This window comes from Agrobacterium sp. LMR679, from assembly GCF_027157905.1.
GTDB classification, from domain to species: Bacteria; Pseudomonadota; Alphaproteobacteria; order Rhizobiales; family Rhizobiaceae; genus Agrobacterium; species Agrobacterium leguminum.
Genome location: NZ_JAPVOJ010000002.1, coordinates 1,804,944 through 1,826,427, shown reverse-complemented (window position 1 = coordinate 1,826,427; position 21,484 = coordinate 1,804,944). Strand labels below are relative to the sequence as shown.

Annotated in this window: 21 protein-coding genes; 8 read left to right on the top strand and 13 right to left on the bottom strand. The window is 60.7% G+C overall.

Features of this window, described 5'->3' with window-relative positions:
- Positions 1-26 precede the first annotated feature (26 nt).
- Positions 27-1,460 (top strand): FAD-binding oxidoreductase, encoded by a 1,434-nt coding sequence (locus O3W47_RS19495; protein ID WP_269314416.1) that lies wholly within the window; start codon positions 27-29, stop codon positions 1,458-1,460.
- A 13-nt stretch (positions 1,461-1,473) separates the two neighbouring features.
- Here O3W47_RS19495 and O3W47_RS19490 read toward each other — a convergent pair whose 3' ends face one another.
- Positions 1,474-1,992 (bottom strand): hypothetical protein, encoded by a 519-nt coding sequence (locus O3W47_RS19490; protein ID WP_003521054.1) that lies wholly within the window; start codon positions 1,990-1,992, stop codon positions 1,474-1,476.
- A gap of 290 nt (positions 1,993-2,282) precedes the next feature.
- Between O3W47_RS19490 and O3W47_RS19485 the strand changes: the two genes are divergently transcribed.
- The 3 genes from O3W47_RS19485 (at position 2,283) to O3W47_RS19475 (ending at position 5,688) form a co-directional block, all read left to right on the top strand.
- Positions 2,283-3,440 (top strand): PA0069 family radical SAM protein, encoded by a 1,158-nt coding sequence (locus O3W47_RS19485; RefSeq protein ID WP_003521053.1) that lies wholly within the window; start codon positions 2,283-2,285, stop codon positions 3,438-3,440.
- 336 nt (positions 3,441-3,776) lie between these two features.
- Positions 3,777-4,430, top strand: coding sequence for a ribonuclease HII (locus O3W47_RS19480; RefSeq protein WP_269314860.1), 654 nt, complete (start codon positions 3,777-3,779; stop codon positions 4,428-4,430).
- 82 nt (positions 4,431-4,512) lie between these two features.
- Positions 4,513-5,688 (top strand): peptidase S41, encoded by a 1,176-nt coding sequence (locus O3W47_RS19475; protein ID WP_269314415.1) that lies wholly within the window; start codon positions 4,513-4,515, stop codon positions 5,686-5,688.
- A 331-nt stretch (positions 5,689-6,019) separates the two neighbouring features.
- Here O3W47_RS19475 and O3W47_RS19470 read toward each other — a convergent pair whose 3' ends face one another.
- From O3W47_RS19470 to O3W47_RS19415, 12 genes are all read right to left on the bottom strand, one after another.
- Positions 6,020-6,505, bottom strand: a complete 486-nt coding sequence (locus O3W47_RS19470) for a F0F1 ATP synthase subunit B (protein ID WP_020810758.1) — start codon at positions 6,503-6,505, stop codon at positions 6,020-6,022.
- Between the two features lies 1 nt (position 6,506).
- Entirely contained in the window at positions 6,507-7,148 is a 642-nt protein-coding gene (locus O3W47_RS19465; RefSeq protein ID WP_059760786.1) for a F0F1 ATP synthase subunit B, read from the bottom strand.
- Between the two features lie 79 nt (positions 7,149-7,227).
- On the bottom strand, positions 7,228-7,455 hold the full coding sequence (locus tag O3W47_RS19460; RefSeq protein WP_003494147.1) for a F0F1 ATP synthase subunit C: 228 nt from the start codon (positions 7,453-7,455) through the stop codon (positions 7,228-7,230).
- Between the two features lie 72 nt (positions 7,456-7,527).
- Complete coding sequence (locus O3W47_RS19455; RefSeq protein WP_003521045.1) at positions 7,528-8,277, bottom strand: F0F1 ATP synthase subunit A; 750 nt, start codon at positions 8,275-8,277, stop codon at positions 7,528-7,530.
- 60 nt (positions 8,278-8,337) lie between these two features.
- The gene (locus O3W47_RS19450; protein WP_269314414.1) at positions 8,338-8,703 is read right to left on the bottom strand and encodes an AtpZ/AtpI family protein; all 366 of its coding nucleotides are present in this window, start codon (positions 8,701-8,703) and stop codon (positions 8,338-8,340) included.
- 270 nt (positions 8,704-8,973) lie between these two features.
- Complete coding sequence (locus tag O3W47_RS19445) at positions 8,974-10,137, bottom strand: cell wall hydrolase (protein ID WP_162936715.1); 1,164 nt, start codon at positions 10,135-10,137, stop codon at positions 8,974-8,976.
- 366 nt (positions 10,138-10,503) lie between these two features.
- The gene (locus tag O3W47_RS19440) at positions 10,504-12,423 is read right to left on the bottom strand and encodes a potassium transporter Kup (protein ID WP_269314413.1); all 1,920 of its coding nucleotides are present in this window, start codon (positions 12,421-12,423) and stop codon (positions 10,504-10,506) included.
- A 15-nt stretch (positions 12,424-12,438) separates the two neighbouring features.
- A complete protein-coding gene (locus O3W47_RS19435; RefSeq protein WP_003521041.1) occupies positions 12,439-13,416 on the bottom strand; it encodes a magnesium transporter CorA family protein in 978 nt (325 codons plus the stop codon).
- Positions 13,417-13,756: 340 nt separating this feature from the next.
- The gene (locus tag O3W47_RS19430) at positions 13,757-14,890 is read right to left on the bottom strand and encodes an Mrp/NBP35 family ATP-binding protein (protein WP_269314412.1); all 1,134 of its coding nucleotides are present in this window, start codon (positions 14,888-14,890) and stop codon (positions 13,757-13,759) included.
- Between the two features lie 119 nt (positions 14,891-15,009).
- Positions 15,010-16,233, bottom strand: coding sequence for a CmpA/NrtA family ABC transporter substrate-binding protein (locus O3W47_RS19425; protein ID WP_269314411.1), 1,224 nt, complete (start codon positions 16,231-16,233; stop codon positions 15,010-15,012).
- A 78-nt stretch (positions 16,234-16,311) separates the two neighbouring features.
- Positions 16,312-17,052, bottom strand: coding sequence for a helix-turn-helix transcriptional regulator (locus O3W47_RS19420; protein ID WP_080817594.1), 741 nt, complete (start codon positions 17,050-17,052; stop codon positions 16,312-16,314).
- 211 nt (positions 17,053-17,263) lie between these two features.
- The gene (locus O3W47_RS19415) at positions 17,264-18,133 is read right to left on the bottom strand and encodes an IclR family transcriptional regulator (protein WP_269314410.1); all 870 of its coding nucleotides are present in this window, start codon (positions 18,131-18,133) and stop codon (positions 17,264-17,266) included.
- Between the two features lie 71 nt (positions 18,134-18,204).
- Between O3W47_RS19415 and O3W47_RS19410 the strand changes: the two genes are divergently transcribed.
- From O3W47_RS19410 to O3W47_RS19395, 4 genes are read left to right on the top strand one after another with little or no spacing between them, the layout of a single operon-like run.
- The gene (locus O3W47_RS19410) at positions 18,205-18,987 is read left to right on the top strand and encodes an SDR family NAD(P)-dependent oxidoreductase (RefSeq protein WP_269314409.1); all 783 of its coding nucleotides are present in this window, start codon (positions 18,205-18,207) and stop codon (positions 18,985-18,987) included.
- A complete protein-coding gene (locus tag O3W47_RS19405) occupies positions 18,987-19,901 on the top strand; it encodes a 2-dehydro-3-deoxygalactonokinase (RefSeq protein ID WP_262534867.1) in 915 nt (304 codons plus the stop codon). The genes O3W47_RS19410 and O3W47_RS19405 overlap by 1 nt, the downstream gene beginning before the upstream one ends.
- A gap of 15 nt (positions 19,902-19,916) precedes the next feature.
- On the top strand, positions 19,917-20,546 hold the full coding sequence (locus tag O3W47_RS19400; protein WP_003521032.1) for a 2-dehydro-3-deoxy-6-phosphogalactonate aldolase: 630 nt from the start codon (positions 19,917-19,919) through the stop codon (positions 20,544-20,546).
- A gap of 4 nt (positions 20,547-20,550) precedes the next feature.
- The gene (locus O3W47_RS19395) at positions 20,551-21,438 is read left to right on the top strand and encodes an SMP-30/gluconolactonase/LRE family protein (protein WP_269314408.1); all 888 of its coding nucleotides are present in this window, start codon (positions 20,551-20,553) and stop codon (positions 21,436-21,438) included.
- Positions 21,439-21,484 lie beyond the last annotated feature (46 nt).

Here is a 21,484-nt window from a genome sequence, read left to right as displayed (position 1 = left end):
TTTCAAAAGACAGCGAGACGCCGCCCATGACGACCACTGCCATCCCCTCCGCCGACATCCTCGACCGCTTTACCGCCATTGTCGGCGAAAAAAACGCGGTCCGCGACCCGGCGGAGATGGCGCCGCGCCTCGTGGAAAATCGCGGGCTTTATCGCGGCGCCTCGCCGCTGCTCATCAAGCCCGGTTCGGTCGAAGAGGTTGCCGCCATCCTGAAGCTCGCCAGCGAGACCGGCACCCCCATCGTGCCGCAGACCGGCAATACCGGCCTCGTGGGCGGCCAGACACCGCGTGCCGAAGGAACGGACATCATCCTGTCGCTGGAGCGCATGAACCGCGTTCGCGATATCGATCCCGTTGCCAACATCATCGTCGCCGATGCCGGCTGCATTCTCGACGACATCCACAAGGCTGCCGATTCCGTGGAGCGGATGTTCCCGCTGTCGCTCGGCTCTCAAGGGTCCTGCCGCATCGGCGGCAATCTCGCCACCAATGCCGGCGGCACGGCGGTGCTCGCCTATGGCAACATGCGCCAGCTTTGCCTTGGGCTGGAAGTGGTGCTGCCGACCGGCGAAATCTGGAACGGGCTGCGCCGGCTGAAAAAGGACAATACGGGTTACGATCTGCGCGATCTCTTCATCGGTTCCGAAGGCACGCTTGGCGTCATCACCGGCGCGGTGCTGAAGCTCTTCCCGAAACCGCTCGGCCATCAGGTGGCCTTTGCGGGGCTCACCTCCACCGAGGATGCACTGAAACTGTTCGAGATGGCCTCCAATCTCTGCGGCACGGCACTCACCGGTTTCGAACTCATGCCGCGAATCGGCGTCGAATTCACCGCCCGGCATATTCCCGGCGTGCGCGATCCCCTGGAACAGCCGCATGAGTGGTACGCGCTCATCGATATTTCCACCTCCGACTCGGCCGAAACGGCGGACAGCATGATGCAATCGCTGATGGAGCGCGGTTTTGAGGCCGGGCTGGTTCAGGATGCGGTGATCGCCGCGTCCGAAGCGCAGCGGCAGGCGCTCTGGCACATGCGCGAAAGCATGTCGGAGGCGCAGAAACCCGAAGGCGGCTCGATCAAGCACGATGTTTCCGTTCCGGTTTCAAAAATACCGGAATTCATGGCGACGGCGGAAAAGGCGGTTCTTGCCGCCATACCCGGCGCCCGCGTCTGCGCCTTCGGACATCTGGGCGACGGCAATATTCATTACAATATTTCCCAGCCGGTGGGTGCCGACAAGGCCGAATTCATTGGCCGCTGGCGGGACATGAACGAGATCGTGCACGGCATCGTGCTGTCGCTCGGCGGTTCCATTTCGGCTGAACACGGCATCGGGCAATTGAAGCGCGACGAACTGGCCGCCATCCGCCCCGGCATCGAAATGGAACTGATGCGGCGCATCAAGCACGCTTTCGACCCCGCCGGCATCATGAACCCCGGCAAGGTTCTGGCCGGGTAAAGCCGCCCCGAGGTTAGGCCGAGGCCCGCAGCGCCCAGGCGGGCACCATTTCCGCATTCAGCCGGCGCGGTTTCTGCGCGCCGACAAATTGCGTCAGGCTCATGCCCGATTTCGCGATCGACACCGCATGCTTCTTTGGCAGAAGATATCCGTGTTCCAATGGCGGAATACGCCGCAGCATACGACTGAAGACATTGCGCCGGTGATAGCGCGAGGGCGAGAAACGCGCCGGCTGCGCGCAGATCGCCACATATTCGAGAATCTCGTCGATCCAGCCCGCCTGCGGGCGCGCGCCCGGCTCGATCAGAAGCAGCCAGCCGCCGCGTGCGGACTTCACCACGTCTTCGATATCCCACTGCCCATAAAAACGGCAGCCGGCGGCATCGGCGACGCGCGACGATCCATCGCGCGAACCGTGATCGAGAATCACAACATCGCTTACAAGCCCTTCCACGGCCCCGGTTACAAGCGCAGACAATGTGTGCGCCAGTTCCGGCTCGTGATCCCGGCATTCCATTATGACTGTCAACATCTGCATAGCTCTAACGCATCGCACAATAAATTGCCACTATGCTCATCGCTGTAAAATCCAAGGCTCTCCTTGCCCACCGACCGCACAGTCTCCTGACGTGGCCGTGCCTGTCGCGGTCACTCATCCATCTCTGGAGAACGCGCCGAATTTGCAATTTTGTTCTTGTATTGTTCTCATTCCTGATGTAGGAATTTAATCATTCGGAAGGCGGTTGAAAGCCTGTCCGGACGGAAACGGTTTAGGGCGTTGAGCCTGCCTTGAGAGGCGTGCGGCGTCCTGGGAGCATCCAGATGAGAAACCATACGCTTTCGGGGCAGGCTGCCTTCCAGCCGAGCCATATGCCGGATATTGCCAATGCGCTGGCCGATGCATCCGGCCTGCGCATTGAGATCGACCGCCGTCGCGGCCGTGGCGCCGGGCTGAACCCGGATGGACGCTTCGAGACCCTGCAGCGCGAGGTTTTCGACGATGGCTGGCAAACTCTCGAGGACATGCCGGAATTCCGCACCGAGGTGCAGGTGGAAAAGCCGCGCAGCATCATCACCCGCAATGAATCGCCCGACATCCCCTTCGACCGCTCCATCAATCCCTATCGCGGCTGCGAACATGGCTGCATCTATTGTTTTGCCCGTCCCACGCACAGCTATATGGGGCTTTCCGCCGGGCTGGATTTCGAAGCCAAGCTCTTCGCCAAGCCGGATGCGGCGAAGCTGCTGGAACGGGAGCTGGCGAAGCCGGGCTACAAGCCGCGGGTGATCGCCATCGGCACCAATACCGATCCCTATCAGCCGATCGAGCGCGAATGGCGCATCATGCGGCAGATACTGGAAGTGCTGGCCAAGGCCGATCACCCCGTCGCCATTGTCACCAAATCGGCGCTGATCAAGCGGGATATCGATATTCTCGCGCCCATGGCCAAAAAGGGGCTCGCCAAGGTCGGTATTTCCGTCACCACGCTGGACCGTAAGCTCGCACGCAACATGGAACCGCGTGCCGCCACGCCGGAGAAGCGGCTGGAAGCGGTCAAGGCGCTGACCGAGGCCGGCATTCCCGTGGCCGTGATGATGGCGCCTGTCATTCCGGCGCTCAACGATCATGAGATCGAGCGTATTCTCGAGGCCGGCAAGGCAGCGGGAGCGACAGAAGCGTCTTATGTGCTTTTGCGTCTGCCGCTGGAGGTGAGCCCGCTGTTCCGCGACTGGCTGCTGCGCAACTATCCGGACCGCTACCGTCATGTCATGTCGCTGGTGCGTTCCATGCGCGACGGCAAGGATTACGACGCGGAATTCGGAAAACGCATGAAGGGCGCCGGCCCCTATGCCTGGCAGATCGGCAGGCGTTTCGAGATGGCGACAAAAAGGCTCGGCCTCATCCGCCGCGGCATCCACCTGCGCGACGATCTCTTCGTGCCGCCGGGCGGTGCAGGCGTGCAATTGTCGCTGCTTTGAAAGACCGACGCTGAAAACAATCCCGCCTGATCGAAGCACCATACGGAACGTGCGGCGATATCAGGCGGAATATGACAGGGAGCGGCGGCCTCTCTTTTAGATCGGCCACGCTCCCACGAAATGCCCGACGGGTTTTCCCTGGCCCGCCGGACATCGCCCCCGGAACCGCCGCCTCGCGTGCGATCGTTTTTCCTCCGCCGCCCCGTTGGAGGATCAAAGGTCATGACGACCTTCGGGGCACGGTGAGCCACGCCCCTTGACCCCGGCTCACCGCGCCTGTCATCGCCCGCTTCCGGGGGCTTGCAGGAGATCGGGTGTGTGTGCCAGTTTCGCCGCATGAAACGCACGGCCACACCCGATTCTCCTGCTCTTTTTGATCTCGTCGATACCGGTCCGGATTTTTCCTTCGAACTGGAAGCGAAAAAGAAGGGCCTCTGGCCCGTGGCCGGCACGGATGAGGCAGGCCGGGGACCTCTGGCCGGACCGGTGGTCGCGGCAGCCGTCATTCTCGATCCGGACAATATTCCCAAGGGGATGGACGATTCCAAGAAGCTGACGAAGCAGAAACGGGAAAGCCTGTTCGTACAGATCATGGAAACCTCGATCGTATCCGTCGCCTCTTCCGGCCCCAGCCTGATCGACAGCATGAATATCCTGCGGGCCAGCCTCGACGCCATGCGCCGCGCCGTGCTCGGTCTCGAAATCTCCCCTGCCCTCGTGCTGGCCGACGGCCGCGACCGCCCGCCCGGCATCGCCTGCGAAGCCAAAGCCGTCATCAAGGGCGATTCCCGCTCCCTCTCCATCGCCGCAGCCTCTATCATCGCCAAGGTGACACGCGACCGGATGATGGAACGCGCGGGTGTGGTGCACACATCCTACGGCTTTGAAGGCCATGCCGGTTACGGCACACCAGCCCACCTGCGCGCCATCGAAAGCCACGGGCCTTGCGCTCTGCACCGGATGAGTTTCAGGCCACTGAAGCGGGAGTGATGACAAGTATTGGAGTTCCAACCAGAACCTCCGCTATCGGCCCAATCTGGACATCGACGAGCAACTATGCGCACCGTAAATCATGTCCCTGACGCAAGACCTCGAGAAAATTCTGGAAATTGTCCTGCCAACCGATCCCAGCTTTCGGCGGATCGAGCAGGCGACGATGGACAGCTGCATTTGTGACACTCGACGATACGCTGTGGAGGGCTCCAAAGAGGCCTTTCTGTTCTCCGCAATGCGCCTGCTCGCACTTCCCGACAACGGACACACACGGCTGATCCCGAACGATTCCATCGCGGTGCTCCCGCTGAGGTTTGTGAGCGTCGGGACGGTGGTGCAGTTAACTGACGCGGCACTGGAAACAACTGCGCCAAGAGGAGAGCTGATAGCAGTCAACGGCACACCTTTGGGACAAATTGAAGCCTCCGCAGAGAAATTTCTGGCGGGAACGCGCCAGAGGAAACGGGTCATCGGTCCGATTCTTCTCGCATGGCCGTATGCATTGGCCCACCTCGGTTTTTCTTCAAAAGAGAATACGACTGAATATCGCGTGAAAGACGAGAATGGGCGGATAACCGATTTGAAAGTGGAGAACGGGCATACGGTTCCTGCATCGATGCTCTACCCGAGAAACGAGCATGGCAAGGCTGATCCGGCCTGGAAGCCCGAGAGATTTGTGAAGATCAAGGACTGGCAGGGGCTTGGGCTTTCAATATCATTGCCAAGTTTCTTCGACCCAGGCGAAACTGCGCTGCCGAAAGCCATCTCCGGTGCAGCGGAGCATGTAAGCACCTGCCCGAACAAAAAACTCTTGATTGACGTTCGCGGAAACACGGGTGGCGACTTCCTTCAAACGATGCCCTTGATCGACGCCATCTCTGAAAACGCAGGCAGGCAGGTTGCTGTGCTTGTCGACAAATTCACGTTTTCCGCAGCGATAGTGTTTGTAGCCATCCTCAAACATCGTTTGGGACATAGGCTCAAACTCATCGGGGAAGAAATGGGCGACGGGTTGAATTTTTTTGCCGAGGGAGGGTTGCTCGATTTGCCGACTAGCGGAGCGGTCGTTCGATACTCATCAGCCTTTCACGACTGGGAGAACGGAACCAGCAACGAAACCACACCGGCTGAAATCGCGCAGCAAATGGTCCCGGCAGGAAAACTGAATTTGGATTGGGAAGGGGTCGTAAGGTCTACTGCTGAGAATGCACAAGGCGCGTTCTATCAACAAGTTCTAAAGAGTCTGAACGATTAGACGAGCGGCGGCTCAGCCCACACTGCTGACGGTCGAACCTCGGAAAATGCTGCGCCAGGTATGGAATGGCCGCTTTCGCTTTCGGCGCCGCGGCAATCAGGCGACGCACACTTCATCCATCCGCTTCTGGCGCAAAGCGGAAGCGCAATCCGACATTCCGCATCAAAAACACTAAAGCCGATCACCGCCACCTCCGAGGGAGGCCTGCTGGAGCGAATGCCGCATTTCCACAGTTCAGGCTTCACCACATCCGGAACCAGCTTCACCACCTCAAACGAAAAACCCCTCACGGCTTGCGCCGGAGGGGTTTTGAACAATACCGAGATAAATCTCAGTTCAGCTTCGACTTCACTTCGCCGATCGTGGCGGTGAAAAGCTTAGCCTTTGCGGCGGCGGTGGTCTTTTCGGCAATGAGCTTCTCGGAAGCGGCAATGGCGATATCCACGGCGGCGGCGCGGACGGCGCCGATGGCGTCGTCTTCGGCCTGCTTGATCTTCTGTTCCGAAAGGGCCGTGCGGCGGGCGACGAATTCTTCCGTCTTCTGCTTGGCTTCTTCCGTCAGGGCTGCGGCCTCGCGCTCGGCGGCGGCAACGATACCTGCGGCTTCCGCCTCGGCTTCCTTACGCTTGCGCTGATATTCGGCCAGCAGATGCTGAGCCTCTTCGCGCAGGCGCTTGGCTTCGGCCAGCTCGTCCTGGATGTTCTGGGCGCGCTCGTCCAGAGACTTGGCGAGCATGCCGGGAACCTTGAGATAGGCGACCAGAACGAAGAAGAGAACGAGACCGACGAGAGCGAAAAATGATGCATCAAATGCCATATCAGGCTCCCTTCACGTTCGAAGCGGCGGCAATCGCTGCCTTGACGTCCGTGTCCTTGACCTTGGCGCCGACCAGCTGGTCGACAATCGCGGTCGCGGTTTCTTCGGCGATTGCGCCGACATCGGCGAATGCCTGTTCCTTGATGCCGGCAATGCGCTTTTCGGCGGCGGCGAGCTTTTCGGCAAGACCGGCTTCGATAGCGGCGCGGTCGGCATCGGCCTTCGCCTTTGCGGCGTCACGGGCCGCAGCGCCGATGGAGCCTGCCTTGGCGCGGGCTGCCGCGAGTTCTTTTTCATAGGTTTCGACGGCAGCGTCGGCTTCACTTTTCAGCCGTGCCGCTTCATCGAGATCCTGTGCGATGCGTCCATGGCGGTTTTCGAGAATGCCGCCGACGCGCGGAACGATGACCTTCTGCATGAGCAGGTAGAAAAGGCCGAACGTGATCGCCAGCCAGAGAACCTGCGATGCATAAGTAGACTGGTCGAACGGCGGGAATACGCCGGAAGCGCCGTGTTCGGCGCCGTGCGCCACACCGGTTTCCGTGTGCGTGGCTTCCGGTTGCGGCTGGCCGACAGCCGGAGTTTCCGTATGCGTTTCACCTACGGTCGGTGCTGACTGGGCATAAGCCTCGGTCACGAACATGCTCACCTCCAGGGGTACTGCAAATGCGAAGGATCACGGCACGCCATTTGCGGGCCGTGATCCAGACCTGATGCCGATATTAAACAGCGAACAGGAGAAGGAGAGCAACGAGCAGCGAGAAGATGCCCAGAGCTTCCGTAACGGCGAAGCCGAATACCAGACGGCCGAACTGGCTGTCGGCAGCAGAGGGGTTGCGCAGTGCGCCGGACAGGTAATCACCGAAGATACGGCCGAGTGCGAGGGACGTACCAGCCATGCCGAGGCATGCGAGACCTGCGCCGATGTACTTTGCTGCTTCCGCTTCCATGTGAGACTCCTTGAGATATTGGTTGTTGCGGCTGTTTTTGACGCCCGTTGCCGGGGCCAGCGACTTTACTTCTCAGTGACCACCATGCACGGCGTCGTTCAGGTACATGCAAGTCAGTACCGCGAAGACATAAGCCTGCAGGAAGGCAACGAGAAATTCGAGAGCGGTCATGGCGACCGTCATGATGAGAGGCAGGACAGCACCGCCGACACCGAGCGCGCCGAGCGCGCTCATGGAGGCGACGAAGCCTGCGAAAACCTTGAGCGTGATGTGGCCGGCCAGCATGTTCGCGAAAAGACGAACCGAAAGGCTGATCGGGCGCGACAGGAACGAGATCATTTCAATCGAGGCCACAAGCGGCAAAAGCGCCTTGGGCACGCCCGAGGGCGCGAAGATGCCGAAGAAATGCAGGCCATGCTTCCAGAAACCGTAAACCAGGACCGTACCGATGACGAGGCAGGCGAGCGCGAAGGTGACGATGATCTGGCTGGTGACCGTGAAGAAATACGGGAACATGCCGAGAAGATTGGCCGTCAGCACGAACATGAACAGCGAGAATACGAAGGGGAAGAACACCATGCCCTTCTTGCCGGCGCCTTCGCGCAGCATGGAGGCGATGAATTCATAGGACATTTCAGCAACGGACTGCATGCGGGTCGGGATCAGACCGCGGTTCGACGTTGCGAAATAAAGGAAACCGGAAGCGGCAGCCACGGTCGCGACCATGAAGAGCGACGCATTGGTGAAGGAAAAATCGACGCCGCCAATTTCGATCGGAATGATCGGCTGCACCAAGAACTGATGGGTCGGATCGTTTGCCACCGGCTGCCCTCTTTACCTGTCGCCGCCTGTCGCGGCATCTCAACTGCAAGAAAAAACAGCTTAAACGCCGCCTTTTCCACCCTCGTCTCGCCTGTCCGCCTTCTCCAGCAGCGGCGGCCTGGCCACCGCGCCGGTCGAGCGCAACACATTCAATACGCCTGCGCAGAAACCGAGAAGAAGAAGAACGATCATCCCCCACGGCGTCGTGCCGGCAAAATAGTCCAGAAGATAACCCAGCATAGCGCCGACCACGATGGCCGAGATGAACTCCGATGAGAGCTTAACCGCCATCGCAAAGCCCTTCCGGCTTTCCGCAGCGTTGGTCTCCGCCCTCACTTCCGCCTCATCCTCCGCCTTCACCTTGGCCAACTCGTCAGCAAGGCGCTTGCGGCGCTCGTCCAGACTATCGTCACGGTTGCCAGTCATCTTAAAATCCCACCCGTTCTCTCCGTTCCAGCCATGCCAGAACCCTTTGGAGTTGTAAACGGTGACGGATTAAGCCTGTTCCAGCCCGCTCTGAAGTCGCGCGCAACATAGTTTTAGGGGCTTCTCTAGTCAAGGCACTGCGAGCGGTTGTTTTGACACAAATTAATCATGCAAAAACAACAGCTTGACATCAAATCGCAGTTTGGCGGCGATGTTTCACCAGGGAATCGGCATTTTTGACACGCAAAATGCGATAAATCGGCGGTGGTATCAGCTCCAGCCGCCACCATAGGTACGGTAAAAGACGTGCAATCCGATTCTGCCGACCTTCTTCATGGTGCGGCCCCAGGCGGGACGCACATAAACGGCGTGATAATGGGTTGCCGAACCCACTTCCTTCAACCAGATTTTGCCGGCGGTGGTGGCCATGGCCACTTCGCGCGCCATTTTCCAGTGGCGTTCGGAATTCACGCGGTCCTTGATATTGTCGCAGGCGAAGGAAAACTGGCAGCGGTTGCGCCAGTCCTTGTTTTGATAGACGACGCCGCAAATGGTTTTCGGATAAGCGGGATTGCGCACGCGGTTGAGGATGACCTGCGCCACCGCCGCCTGCCCCTTCACCGATTCTCCGCGCGCCTCGAAATAGATGCCGGAGGCGAGGCATTGCTGTTCGGCTGCGGAGAACACGGCGGCGGGCAGCGGGGTGGCCGCCCAGGCGTGGTCGTCCTCGGCGATCTGCGGCACGAAACGGCCGGCCTCGGGCTTTTTGAGAATGGCGTCGAAGGGCGACTCGCGGGCGAAATCCGGTTCGGCCGGCGCATAGGCCGTGGCGAGAATATCCGGCGTGCGATTGGTGATGAGCTCGGCCAGCATCGGCGAGACGCTTCTGTCCGCCTTCTTTTCCTCGCGGCGGAAATAGAAGGAGGCGAGTTCCACATCCTTGCCGCGCTTCGGCTTGACGAAAGCGGTGCGATCCTTGCGCTTCAGCGGCTCGATATCCAGCATGCTGGTGCGCTGCAGAACGGAACCGGCGGTGAAGGCCTTGGGCGGCTGCATGATTTCGGTGGCGACGATGCGGCCCTTCTTGGCGGCGCGGTTGACGCGCTCGCTGTCGGGCGTCGTTGCCTCGCCCTTCTTGTTGGTGACGAAGGCGACCTTGCTGCCATTGGGCAGGGTCATGCCGCCGCCTTGCAGCGCCGCCTCCCCTGCCGCATCGTTGAAGGTGAGCGAGGCATTGTGCACCGAGCCCGCCGGAGAGGCCGTCAGCACCATGCGCCATTGCTCGCCGCCATTGTCCAGACCGGCCAGAAGCGAGGCCAGGTCCGCGCGCGCAGCGAGGGAGGGAAAAACGAGCCAGGCGGCAAGGCCGAAGACGACGGGCGAGGTCCATTTGGACGCCCACCCCTGAAGGGACACGGGGGACCGACGACGCATTACTCTTTTCGAACGCAAAACCAGCACTCCGAACACCGACAACCATATTTGCTACAGGTGTTCGAGAATCTCTTATTAACCTTGATGCTTGGTTAACGCCGCGCGCGGACGCGGCTTCACGTTAATGTGTAACCACATTCTAATGCGCGTGGCGTGGAGTCGAGTTCGCATGTGCCGATCATAACTGTCCCGCACGGCATCTCCACATCCGTCATTCCGGCCTCGAGCCGGAATCCAGCCGACGCGCGTCGGCGCGGCATAAAAACTCTTTCAGCCCAGGGAATTGGGCTGGCTGGATACCGGCTCAAGGCCGGTAGGGCGGAAAGAAGGAGATCGCCCAGCTACATTAAGGGCATGCCCACTTCATCAGACGACGACGTGCGAACCCAGTTCCACCACGCGGTTGGCCGGCAGGCGGAAATAATCGGACGGATCGGCGGCGGTTTCGGCGAGCGCGATGAACAGGCGGTTCTGCCAGCCCGGCATGCCCGATTTCGGATCCGGCACCAGCTTGCGGCGGCCGAGATAAAACGAGGTCGACATGATATCGAACTTGTAGCCGGTGCGCCTCAGATACCCCAGCGCCTGGGTGACGTTCTGGGTTTCCATGAAGCCGAAATGCAGTTCGACCACGGCGAAACGGTCGCTCATCTTCGTCAGCGTATAACGATCTTCGGGGTGAACGCGCGGCTGGTCTTCGGTGCGGATCGTCAGGATGACGTTCTTGTCGTGAAGGACGTGATTGTGCTTGAGGTTATGCAGCAGGGCCGCCGGCGCCGTTTCCGGATCGCCGGTTAGGAAGATGGCCGTGCCGGGCACGCGCACCGGCGCATGGGCGCTTTCCTTTTCCACCGAGGCGATGAAAGCCTTCAGTGGCACATCGATGCGGCGGGTCTTGGCGAAGAGGATTCTCGAACCGCGCTGCCAGGTGGTCATGATGACGGTGAAGGCGATTGCCAGCAGCACCGGCACATAACCGCCATCGTGAATCTTCAGCAGGTTCGCGCCGAGGAAGATCAGCTCCAGCGCCAGAAGCGGGGCCAGCACGGCAATTGCCAGCCAGACCGACCATTGCCAGCGCTTGCGCACGAATTCGAAGAACATCAGGCTGGTGACGACCATCGCGCCGGTAACCGAGATACCATAAGCGGTGGCCAGCGCATCGGAACTCTTGAAGGTGAGCACGAGAGCGACGACGCCGAACAGCAGGATGGTGTTGACGGCCGGCAGGTAAATCTGCCCGGTATTGGTTTCCGAGGTGAAGAGGATTTCCATGCGCGGCAGATAACCGAGATGGATCGCCTGACGCACGAGCGAAAACGCGCCGGTTATGACCGCCTGGCTGGCGATGATGGTGGCGGCGGTCGCCAGAATGACGGCCGGCAGGATCGCCCATTGCGGGAACATCAGATAGAAGGGATTGGACATCGCCGCCGGGTCTTTCAGCACCAACGCGCCCTGCCCGAGATAGTTCAGCGTCAATGCCGGGAAAACCAGACAGAACCACGCCCACTGGATGGGACGGCGGCCGAAATGGCCGAGATCGGCGTAAAGCGCTTCCGCCCCGGTGATCGTCAGGAAGACCGCGCCGAGCACGACGATGCCGTAGAAGCCTTCACTGGCCAGAAACTCCACCGCATGCCACGGGTTGAAGGCGAAGAGGATGCTGAAATCATCGGCGATATGGAGGAGACCGGCCAGACCCATGACGATGAACCAGACGGCGGTGATCGGCCCGAAGAATTTCGCCACCGTGCCCGTGCCGTGGGACTGGATGGCGAAGAGGCCGATGAGAATGCCGACGGAAATCGGGATGATGAAGGCGTCCATTTCCGGCGTGACGAGCTTCAGGCCCTCCACCGCCGAAAGCACCGAAAGCGCCGGCGTAATCATGGCATCGCCCAGAAACAGCGCCGCACCGATGAGGCCGAGCACGATGAGGACGCTGCGGTGGGTGCCCGCCGTCTTCATCAGCAGCGCCAGCAGCGACAGCGTGCCGCCCTCGCCGTCATTGTCGGCGCGCAGCAGCAGGGTAATGTATTTGAAGGTGACGATGATCGTCAAAGACCAGATCATCAGCGATGTGAGGCCGATGACTTCTTCCTGCGTCACGCCGTCATAGGCGATGGGCCGCAGCGCCTCGCGGAAGGCGTAGAGCGGGCTGGTGCCGATATCGCCATAGACGACGCCGATGGAACCAAGGATCGCGGCATAAAGCCCCTTGTTCCTGTGCTCGTCATCCGCATCCGGTTTCTCGGCAACATCCTTGTCAGCGATCTGGGACATGATGATCCTGGCTCCTCAGAGCCAGCCCTTCCAACGAAAAAAGAGAAACGGGATGATGGCGGACATCAGCATGACGATGAGCGCGAGTGGGTAACCGAATGTCCAGTTCAACTCCGGCATGAGCTGAAAGTTCATTCCATAAACAGAGGCCACCAGCGTCGGCGGCAGGAACACCACCGAAGCAATGGAAAAAATCTTGATGATGCTGTTCTGCTCGATGTTGATGATACCAAGCGAGGCGTCCAGCAGGAAGGTCAGATTGCCGGAAACGAAGGAGGCATGTTCGTTCAGCGACTGAATATCGCGCCCGATCGACTTGCCCTGCTCCCGCGCGCCCTTGTCCTCGCGAACCTGATCGCTGGTGGACAGAAAGGTCTGAAGACGCGCCAGAGATGCAAGGCTCACGCGGACCTTCGATATCAGCCGGTGATAGGCGGCGATGTTGCCGAGGCGGTCTTCTAGATAGCGCGGCGCCTTGCGTTTGGAACGAGCCTGGCTGCCGAGAATGTCGGCGGCGAGATTGTCGATCCCCGTAACCGAGTTTTCGAGGATTTCCGCCGTGCGGTCGACGATGGTTTCCAGCAGCTTCAGGAGCAGCGCCGCGCCGCTGCGCATCTCGTGCGGAACGCGGGTGATGGCGGCAATGAAGAGATGGAAGGATTTCGGCTCGGCGTAACGGATCGTCACCAGACGCTTGCCGGCAAGGATGAAGGCGACGTCTGTGAGACGGGGATCGTCCGAATCCGCCTTCCACACCAGGGACGCGGTCATGAAGACATTGCCGTCTTCCATATAAAGCCGGCTGGAGGGTTCGATATCCTTCAGATCCTCGCGGGTGGGCAGATCGAGCCCCAGCAGCTTTTCCACATGCTGCTCTTCCGCCCTGTCCGGATTGACGAGATCGATCCAGACGATGTCGTCGGGAATCTGTCCGGAGCCGTCGTCTGACGACAGGCTGATCGCCTCGCAATTGGCGCGATAGGCTTTTATCAATCCGTTTCTCCGCTCCACATTGCAGGCTTCAGCCGCAACGCTGCTTAACATATCCTGTTTGCGCTCGGCAAACCCTTGGACGACACTTCAGGGAACGTCGGAACGAGCGGGATTTTCACAATCTCGCCAGCCCGATGGACCAAGAGCCAAACGGCGCAGGCGTATGCGCCCAAAGCGAGATGCAATCAAGCAATATTTTTTCTCGACAGCATTGCAGGCGAAGCATTTCTGGAGTTCAAATCCGGAAAGCCTGCGCGATACTGGCGATTAATCTTCTGTTTTCAAAAGATTATTCAAAGCGGGCAGAGACCTGCCCGATTTTCCGTTCATGATTGCCGCGCTACTCGAAAACGATCTTCGGCGCCGCTTTTCTCTCGCCCGCACCGATGCGCGCCCAGACTTTTTCGGCAATATCGCGATAGATCGCGGCCTGCGGGCCATTGGGCTCGGCAGCGACGACCGGCGTTCCGGCATCCGACATTTCGCGGATGGAGATGGTGAGCGGCACTTCGCCGAGGAAGGGCACGCCGATCCGCTCGGCTTCGGCCTTCGCGCCGCCATGGCCGAAAATATCGTAACGCGCGCCGGTATCGGGCGCGATGAAATAGCTCATATTCTCGATGACGCCGAGCAACGGAACCTCCACCTTGCGGAACATGGTGATGCCCTTGCGCGCATCGATCAGCGCCAGATCCTGCGGCGTGGAAACGATGACGGCGCCGGCGAGCGGCACCTGCTGGGCGATGGTAAGCTGCGCATCGCCGGTGCCGGGCGGCATGTCCAGCACCAGCACATCCAGTTCGCCCCAGGCCACCTCGCGCAGCATCTGCATGAGGGCGGACTGCACCATCGGCCCGCGCCAGATCATCGCGGCTTCCTCATCCACCAGAAAGCCCATGGACATGACCTTCAGCCCGTAATTTTCCATGGGAAGGATGATGCGGTCTTCCTGCTGCTGCGGGCGGCCGGAAATTTTCAGCAGTCGCGGCAGCGAAGGGCCGTAAATATCGGCATCGAGCATACCGACCTTGAGGCCGAGCGACTGGAGGCCGAGCGCCAGATTGACCGCGGTGGTCGACTTGCCCACTCCGCCCTTGCCCGAGGCCACGGCGATGATGGCCCGCACACCCGGAACGCCCACCTTTGAGGAGCCGGGCTGTTGGGCCGGCCGGCCGGTTGCGGCGGCGGGGCGCGCGGCGGGTGCGGGTTGCTGCTGGCCGGGCTTGCGGTCGGCCGTCAGCGCCACGACCGCGCCGACGATGCCTTCCACACTTTTGGCCGCCCGTTCGGCGGCAAGCCGCAACGGCTCCATCTCCGCAGCCTTGTCGGCCGGGACAGTGATCGAAAAATAGGCCTTCGCATCGGCGATGAAGATTTCCGAGACCATGCCGAGTGCGACGATGCTCTTGCCGCTACCGGGATAGATCACCGTTTCCAGCGCCTTTTCCACCTGGCTCCTGCTGACCTCTGCCATATTCCTGCTCCGCTTCATCATCCGACCGGGTATTGCGTGCCATCCATAGACAAGCCGGAGCGCTTCGCCAATGCCAAAGCGCGACAGTCAGGCATTCGCGACGATTTAACGCTGCGGTTTCAGATTTCGTCGTCCATCGCCAGCGTTTCCGGATCGAAAACATGGCCGTCGAAAAAACAGTCGGGGCCGAGCACCAGACCCGTGCGCGATGCGCCGACATGAACAGGCTCGCGCAGCGTGCCCTCGAGTTTCAGATTAGCACCCGGCACCGGCACGAAAAGCGGCTTCATCGCCTTGCGGAAAATATCCGGCCGGTAGGCGTTGCGGGCCGCCTCCACCACTGCGGGATCGAACCGGCAATCGGCGGAAACCTCGCCCCAGCGCAACATCTGGCTGAAGAACCACAGGGCCTGGCTCTGCCATGGGAAATTGGCGGCCTTGGCGCTGGTCACGAAAAACTCCTGAAAGCGCTGCATGTCCCGCTGCGAGGTGGAAATATAGCCCGTCAGCGCCGGCAGCAGGAATTCGCCGTTCTCATCCATATATTGAGGGGCGGCGAGAATGCCCGCAAGTTCCTCGATATTGGCGGCATTGGCGCACCATTCGCCAGCGCGGTAAAGGGCGCGCAGCAGCCCTTCGAGAAGGGCTGGGTTGTCCTCCGTCCACCGCTTCTTCGCGGCCAGTATCTTTTCCGGCGCGTTGTGCCAGATCAACGCCCCGGTGGTGACGATCCGGCCGGCGCCGCCGAGCACCACGGCGCTGCCCGCCGGTTCGGCGGTACAGAGCGCATCGACCTTGCCGCTTTCCAGGAGCCCCGGCATCGCCTTCGGCAGGGCCTCGACGATTTCCATATCGCGGCCGAGCAGCACGCCGCAGCTTCCGAGCAGGTAACGCAGCGCATAAAACGGCGTGGAGACGATATCCTCGACCGCAAAGACCGGCGGATTTCCGCCCGCCGCCCGGCGCGCGGCGCAGACACGGGCCATGGCGCGTCCAAAAGCCGCCGGGTCCGGCAGCTTCAGCCCTTCGCGGTAGAGCTCGTCATAAAATCCGTGGGAAACGGTCGTCGCCGATCCACCGAGGGAAAGCGTGAAAACGCCGACAATATCGGCCGGCAGATCGTCCAGGCCGACAGCGGAGCCGACCGGAACCGGGGCGGGCAGATGTGCGACGTGAACGCCATCCTCGCCGAGCGTCGCAAGCACGGCGCGGGCGGACTGTTTTCGGAAAAGTTCGAGTTCTATGCCTTCATCGGCAGCAAAGCCTTTTTCGGCAGCGGCTATCAGCACGGCGCAATCGATAGTCGGAGAAAATCCTGCTTTTACCTTATGCCGTTCCGGCAAACGATTTCTCCTTTCCGGTGATTCGAAAAGAGGATCGCCCAGGAAGCGGTTTATCACAATGATAAAATTAAGATTTCGCTATTTTATCAGGCCGACCCGCAGCGCTTTTGCGACGGCCTGGGTGCGGTTGACCGTGTCGAGTTTTTTCGTCGCACGGTTCAGGTAATGATTGATGGTATGTTCCGACAGCATCATGATTTCGGCGATTTCGGCGCTGGTCTTGCCGGCGGCGGTCCAGTTCAGGCAGTCGATCTCCCGCTCGCTCAGGGTTTCGGGAACCCTGAGATCGAGGCGACGGATTTCAGATAGCCGGGCAAAGACATGGCTGGAAATGTAAAAAAGCTCCGCAAGCCGGCTGGCGGGCACAGCAGTCTTGTTGCCGGAAAAAGATACCGCGCCGCGCCGCATGGTGATGTCGTGAACGGGGAACCAGACCGAATTGATCATCTCGAATCGTTCGAAAAGGTTGATCACGGTTTTTTTGGCGATTTCTCCGTCGCCCCTGACCAGAAAATCCATGGAGACGGAAAAGGGGACGGTCGATTTTTTCAACTGCGCCATCACCCGGCTGGTCTGCAGCATGCCCTCTTCATCGTAACGCTGCAGAAGCTCGGCCGGCCAGCTGGTGATGATCGTATATTGCGACAGTTCGCTCGCCACTTCCGAAGACAGGTCGAGCACCATGAAAGCCCTGAATTCCCAGGCCTCCGTCAGCCGTTTCAAAAACCGGAATATATCGAATTGCGTGTTGAGATCGGCGATCTCGCGAACGCAATCAACACCAATCGACTGAACGGCGGCCGTCTCTGTTTTCTGCATCAAAGCTGTTCTTCGAGAATGAGAAAATGCCGCCGCAAAGGCCCGCCCTTGCCCGGAAATTGTTGCGGATGTTACTCACCAAAACGATTCATGCAAACAAAAGTTGAAAACTTAATTCAGAATAGTCGAAAATAATATCGAACGCATCTGAATGGGTGCATGGCCGGCCTTTCTGCACGGGAAAATCCAGGGACTGCGCGCCCTGTTTTCTTCAACCATCCGCAACCGGGGATAATCTGCAGGCAAGATCGTCGGAAATCCTGTCGGCGGTCTCGCGCACGAGCGGCCCCCATTTGCGGAGCTGTTCCACATCCACGCGATAGGCCGGGCCGGTGACGGAAATCGCCGCGCGAAAATTGCGCCCAGGCGCCCGGACCGGCGCGGCGACACAGTGAATTCCGATCTCGTGCTCCTGAAGGTCGAACCCGTAGCCGTTGTCGCGAATGGTCGCCACCTCCGCCATCAGCGCTTCCGGCGTCGTGACCGTGCTTTCCGTGAAGCGATGAAAATCCAGTTCCCCAGCCAGCTGCGCCAGATCGTCGGCAGAGAGCAACGACAGCGCCGCCTTGCCCACCCCGGTGCAATAGGCTGGCGAGGTTTTGCCGACCTGCGAATGCATGCGTAATGTATGCCGGCCCTCCATCTTGTCGAGATAGGTGACCTGCCTGCCGTTCAGCACGGCGAGATGTACCGACTCCTGCGTCATCTCCTGCAGCGCCGCCAGATGGGGGGCCGCGACGCTGCGCAGGTCGTTGCCGCTCCAGGCTTTCGCGGCCAGTTGCAGCAACCTCAGTCCCACGGCATAGGTCTGATCGGCAGCGTGATCGACAAGGCCTTCGGCGACAAGATGGGCGAGCTGGCGGTGAACCGTGCCCCGCGGCTGGCCGCAGGCTTCGACCACATCGGTAAAGCGCATCGGTTTTTCAGCAAAGGCGATCAGCTCCAGCAGCGAGACGGCCTTGCCGAGCGTGCCCGTCTCAACTCCGGTTTTCCGTTGCGTCACCGGAACCGCATCAGGCTTTCGCCCATTGGGCTTTTTATTATCGGGCATGGCAACATCCACCATCATCTGCCTTGACATAAGCGTGACGCCAAGAGAATAATTCCATTTAGTAAAATCTAGTTCCAAATAATGGAACAATCAAGCCTTTCATGGACGAGATGACGCCGATGACGCAAGCCCAATTTCCGGACCTCAAGGATGCGGGCGTGCTCGTCACCGGCGGCGGTTCCGGCATCGGGGCATCGCTGGTGGAAGCCCTTGCGATGCAGGGCGCGAAGGTTTCGTTCATCGATATCGCCGAAGAGCCGAGCCTGGCGCTCGTCAAGCGGCTTGCAACGACGGCGCCGCATCCGGTCCACTTCTTCAAGACCGACCTTCGCGATATTGCGGCGATCGGAAAAACGGTGGCGGCCGCGGCTTCCGCCACCGGCGGCATCAAGGTGCTGGTCAACAACGCCGCCTGGGACGACCGCCACGACATAGACACGGTGACGGAAGCCTATTGGGACGCCAATCAGGCGGTCAATCTCAAGCAGATGTTCTTCACGGTTCAGGCATCCCTGCCCTATCTGCGGCAGGCGAAAGATGCGTCCATCGTCAATTTCTCGTCCATCTCGTTTCTGCTCAACATGGGCGAACTACCCTCCTATGCGGCGGCCAAGGCCGGCATCATCGGGCTGACGAAAAGCCTTGCCGGACGGCTGGGGCCGGAAAATATCCGCGTCAACACGCTGCTGCCCGGCATGATCGTGACGGAGCGGCAGAAGGAACTATGGCTGACGGATGAGGGCATTGCCGCCACCACCGCGCGGCAATGTCTGAAGCGCACGCTCGTCGCCGCCGATCTGGCGGGGCCGTGCCTGTTTCTCGCATCATCGGCATCGAGCGCCATTACGGCGCAATCCATAATCGTAGACGGAGGCCTCCTATAATGTCTGAACCCGCTTTCATCGCCGTCGACTGGGGTACGACCAGTTTCCGGCTCTGGCTCATGAGCCGATCGGGCGCGGTGCTGGCGGAACGCAGAAGCACGGAAGGCATGACCACCGCCATGCGGACCGGTTTCGCCGATGTGCTGCAATCGCATCTCGACGCCATCGGCGCGCCGGAAGGTTTGCCGGTTCTCGTCTGCGGCATGGCAGGCGCGCGGCAGGGTTGGGTCGAGGCGGGTTATATCGACGTGCCGGCATCGCTTTCGGCGGTTCTCGACGGCGCGGTTCGCGTGCCGGGCCAGGTGCGGGATGTGCGGATTCTGCCGGGGCTGGCGCAGCGGGATCAAAACGCGCCCGACGTGATGCGCGGCGAGGAAACGCAGTTGCTCGGCGCTCTCGCCTCCTCGGAGGCCGGTGAAAAGCTCGTCTGCATGCCCGGCACGCATTCCAAATGGGTGACCGTGAAGGATGGCGGCGTGACCGGCTTTGCCACTTTCATGACCGGCGAACTCTTCGAAGTCGTCTCGAAACAGACGATCCTTTCCCATGCGGTGGCCGAGGCCGAAGCCTTTACCGGCGAACATGCGGCTTTTACGGCGGCGGTGCGCGACATCTATGCCAATCCGCAGCTTGCGACCAATCGCTTTTTCACCCTTCGCTCCGGCCAATTGCTGCACGGCCTCACCGCCACCGACGCCAAGGCCAAGCTCTCCGGCATCATGATCGGGCTGGAAATCGCCGGCGCGCATTCCACCGCCCGGCGCGAGACGCCGGTGGTGCTGATCGGTTCGGGTGCGCTCGGCGCGCTTTACGAAGGCGCCTTCACCGCCCTTGATATCCACTATACGGTCATCGATGCAGACGAGGCCGTGCGGCGCGGACTGCTGGCCGCTGCAAATGCCATCTGGCCATAAGAAGAAAGATCGACCATGCGTATTCCCTTCCCTTCCATCAAATATCCGCTGATCGCCATCCTGCGCGGTCTGAAACCCGAGGAAACCGAAGGCGTCGTCGGCGCGCTGATCGAAACCGGCTTCCGCGCGATTGAAATTCCGCTCAATTCGCCCGATCCGTTCCGTTCCATCGAGATCGCCGCGAAGATGGCGCCCGCCGATTGCCTGATCGGCGCGGGCACCGTGCTCAGCGTGGAAGACGTGGCCTCGCTGGATGCGGCCGGCGGCAAGCTGATGGTGAGCCCCAATGCCGATGCCGATGTGATCGTTGCCGCGCGCGTCAAGGGCATGGTGACGATGCCGGGTGTTCTGACCCCCACCGAGGCGCTGGTGGCCGCAAAGGCCGGCGCGACGGGGCTGAAATTCTTCCCCGCCAGCATCATCGGCCCCGCCGGCATCAATGCGATCCGGACGATCCTGCCGAAGGATCTGGTGATCGCCGCCGTCGGCGGCGTCTCGGACAAGAATTTTGCCGAATATACCTCGGCCGGTATCGTGGCTTTCGGCCTTGGCACCAGCCTTTACAAGCCGGGCATGACGGCGGCGGAGGTGCGCGAACGCGCCACTGTCACACTTTCAGCCTATGATGCAGCCATCGGAGGATAAGAGCTTGGCGACTGTTTTTCCCTTTGCCGGACGTGTTCTGGACGAGACGCCGATGCTGCTCGGCGAAGGCCCGACCTTCGACCCTGCGACCGGCACCGCCTGGTGGTTCAATATTCTTGAGCGGGAACTGCATGAGCTGCATCTCGCCTCCGGCCGCAAGACCGTGCACGCTTTGCCCTTCATGGGTAGTGCGCTCGCCAAGGTCAGCGACAGCAAGCAGCTGATCGCCTCCGATGACGGGCTTTTCCTGCGCGACACGGCAACCGGTGTGCTGACGCTGCATGCGGAGCTGGAAAAGGACTTGCCCGGCAACCGCTCCAATGACGGGCGCATGCACCCCTCCGGCGCGTTGTGGATCGGCACCATGGGCCGTAAGGCGGAGACCGGCGCGGGCAGCATCTATCATGTCGCGAAGGGCACCGTGACGAAGCTGTTTGCCGAGATCAGCATTCCGAATTCGATCTGCTTCTCGCCCGATGGCGCGACGGGATATTACGTCGATACCAAGGTGAACAAGCTGATGCGGGTGCCGCTCGATGCCGAGACCGGCCTTCCCGCAGGCAAGGCTGAAGTCTTCATCGATTCCACCGGTGTCAAAGGCGGCATCGACGGGTCGGTCTGCGATGCCGAAGGGCATATCTGGAACGCCCGCTGGGGCGTGGGTGCCGTGGATCGTTACGATACCGACGGCAATCACATCGCCCGATATGAGGTGCCGGGCGGACAGACGACCTGCCCGGCCTTCATCGGCCCCGACGCATCGCGCCTTCTCGTCACCTCGGCACGCGAACATCTCGATGATGACGCCATTGCCGCCAATCCGCAGCATGGGTTGACGTTCGAGCTGGGGGTCGAGGTGAAGGGCCGGTTCGAGCCGCTTTATCGGTTGTGAAGCGCGGCGTAGGCCGCCCGCAACAAAACGCGGAGCGCCTTCTGGC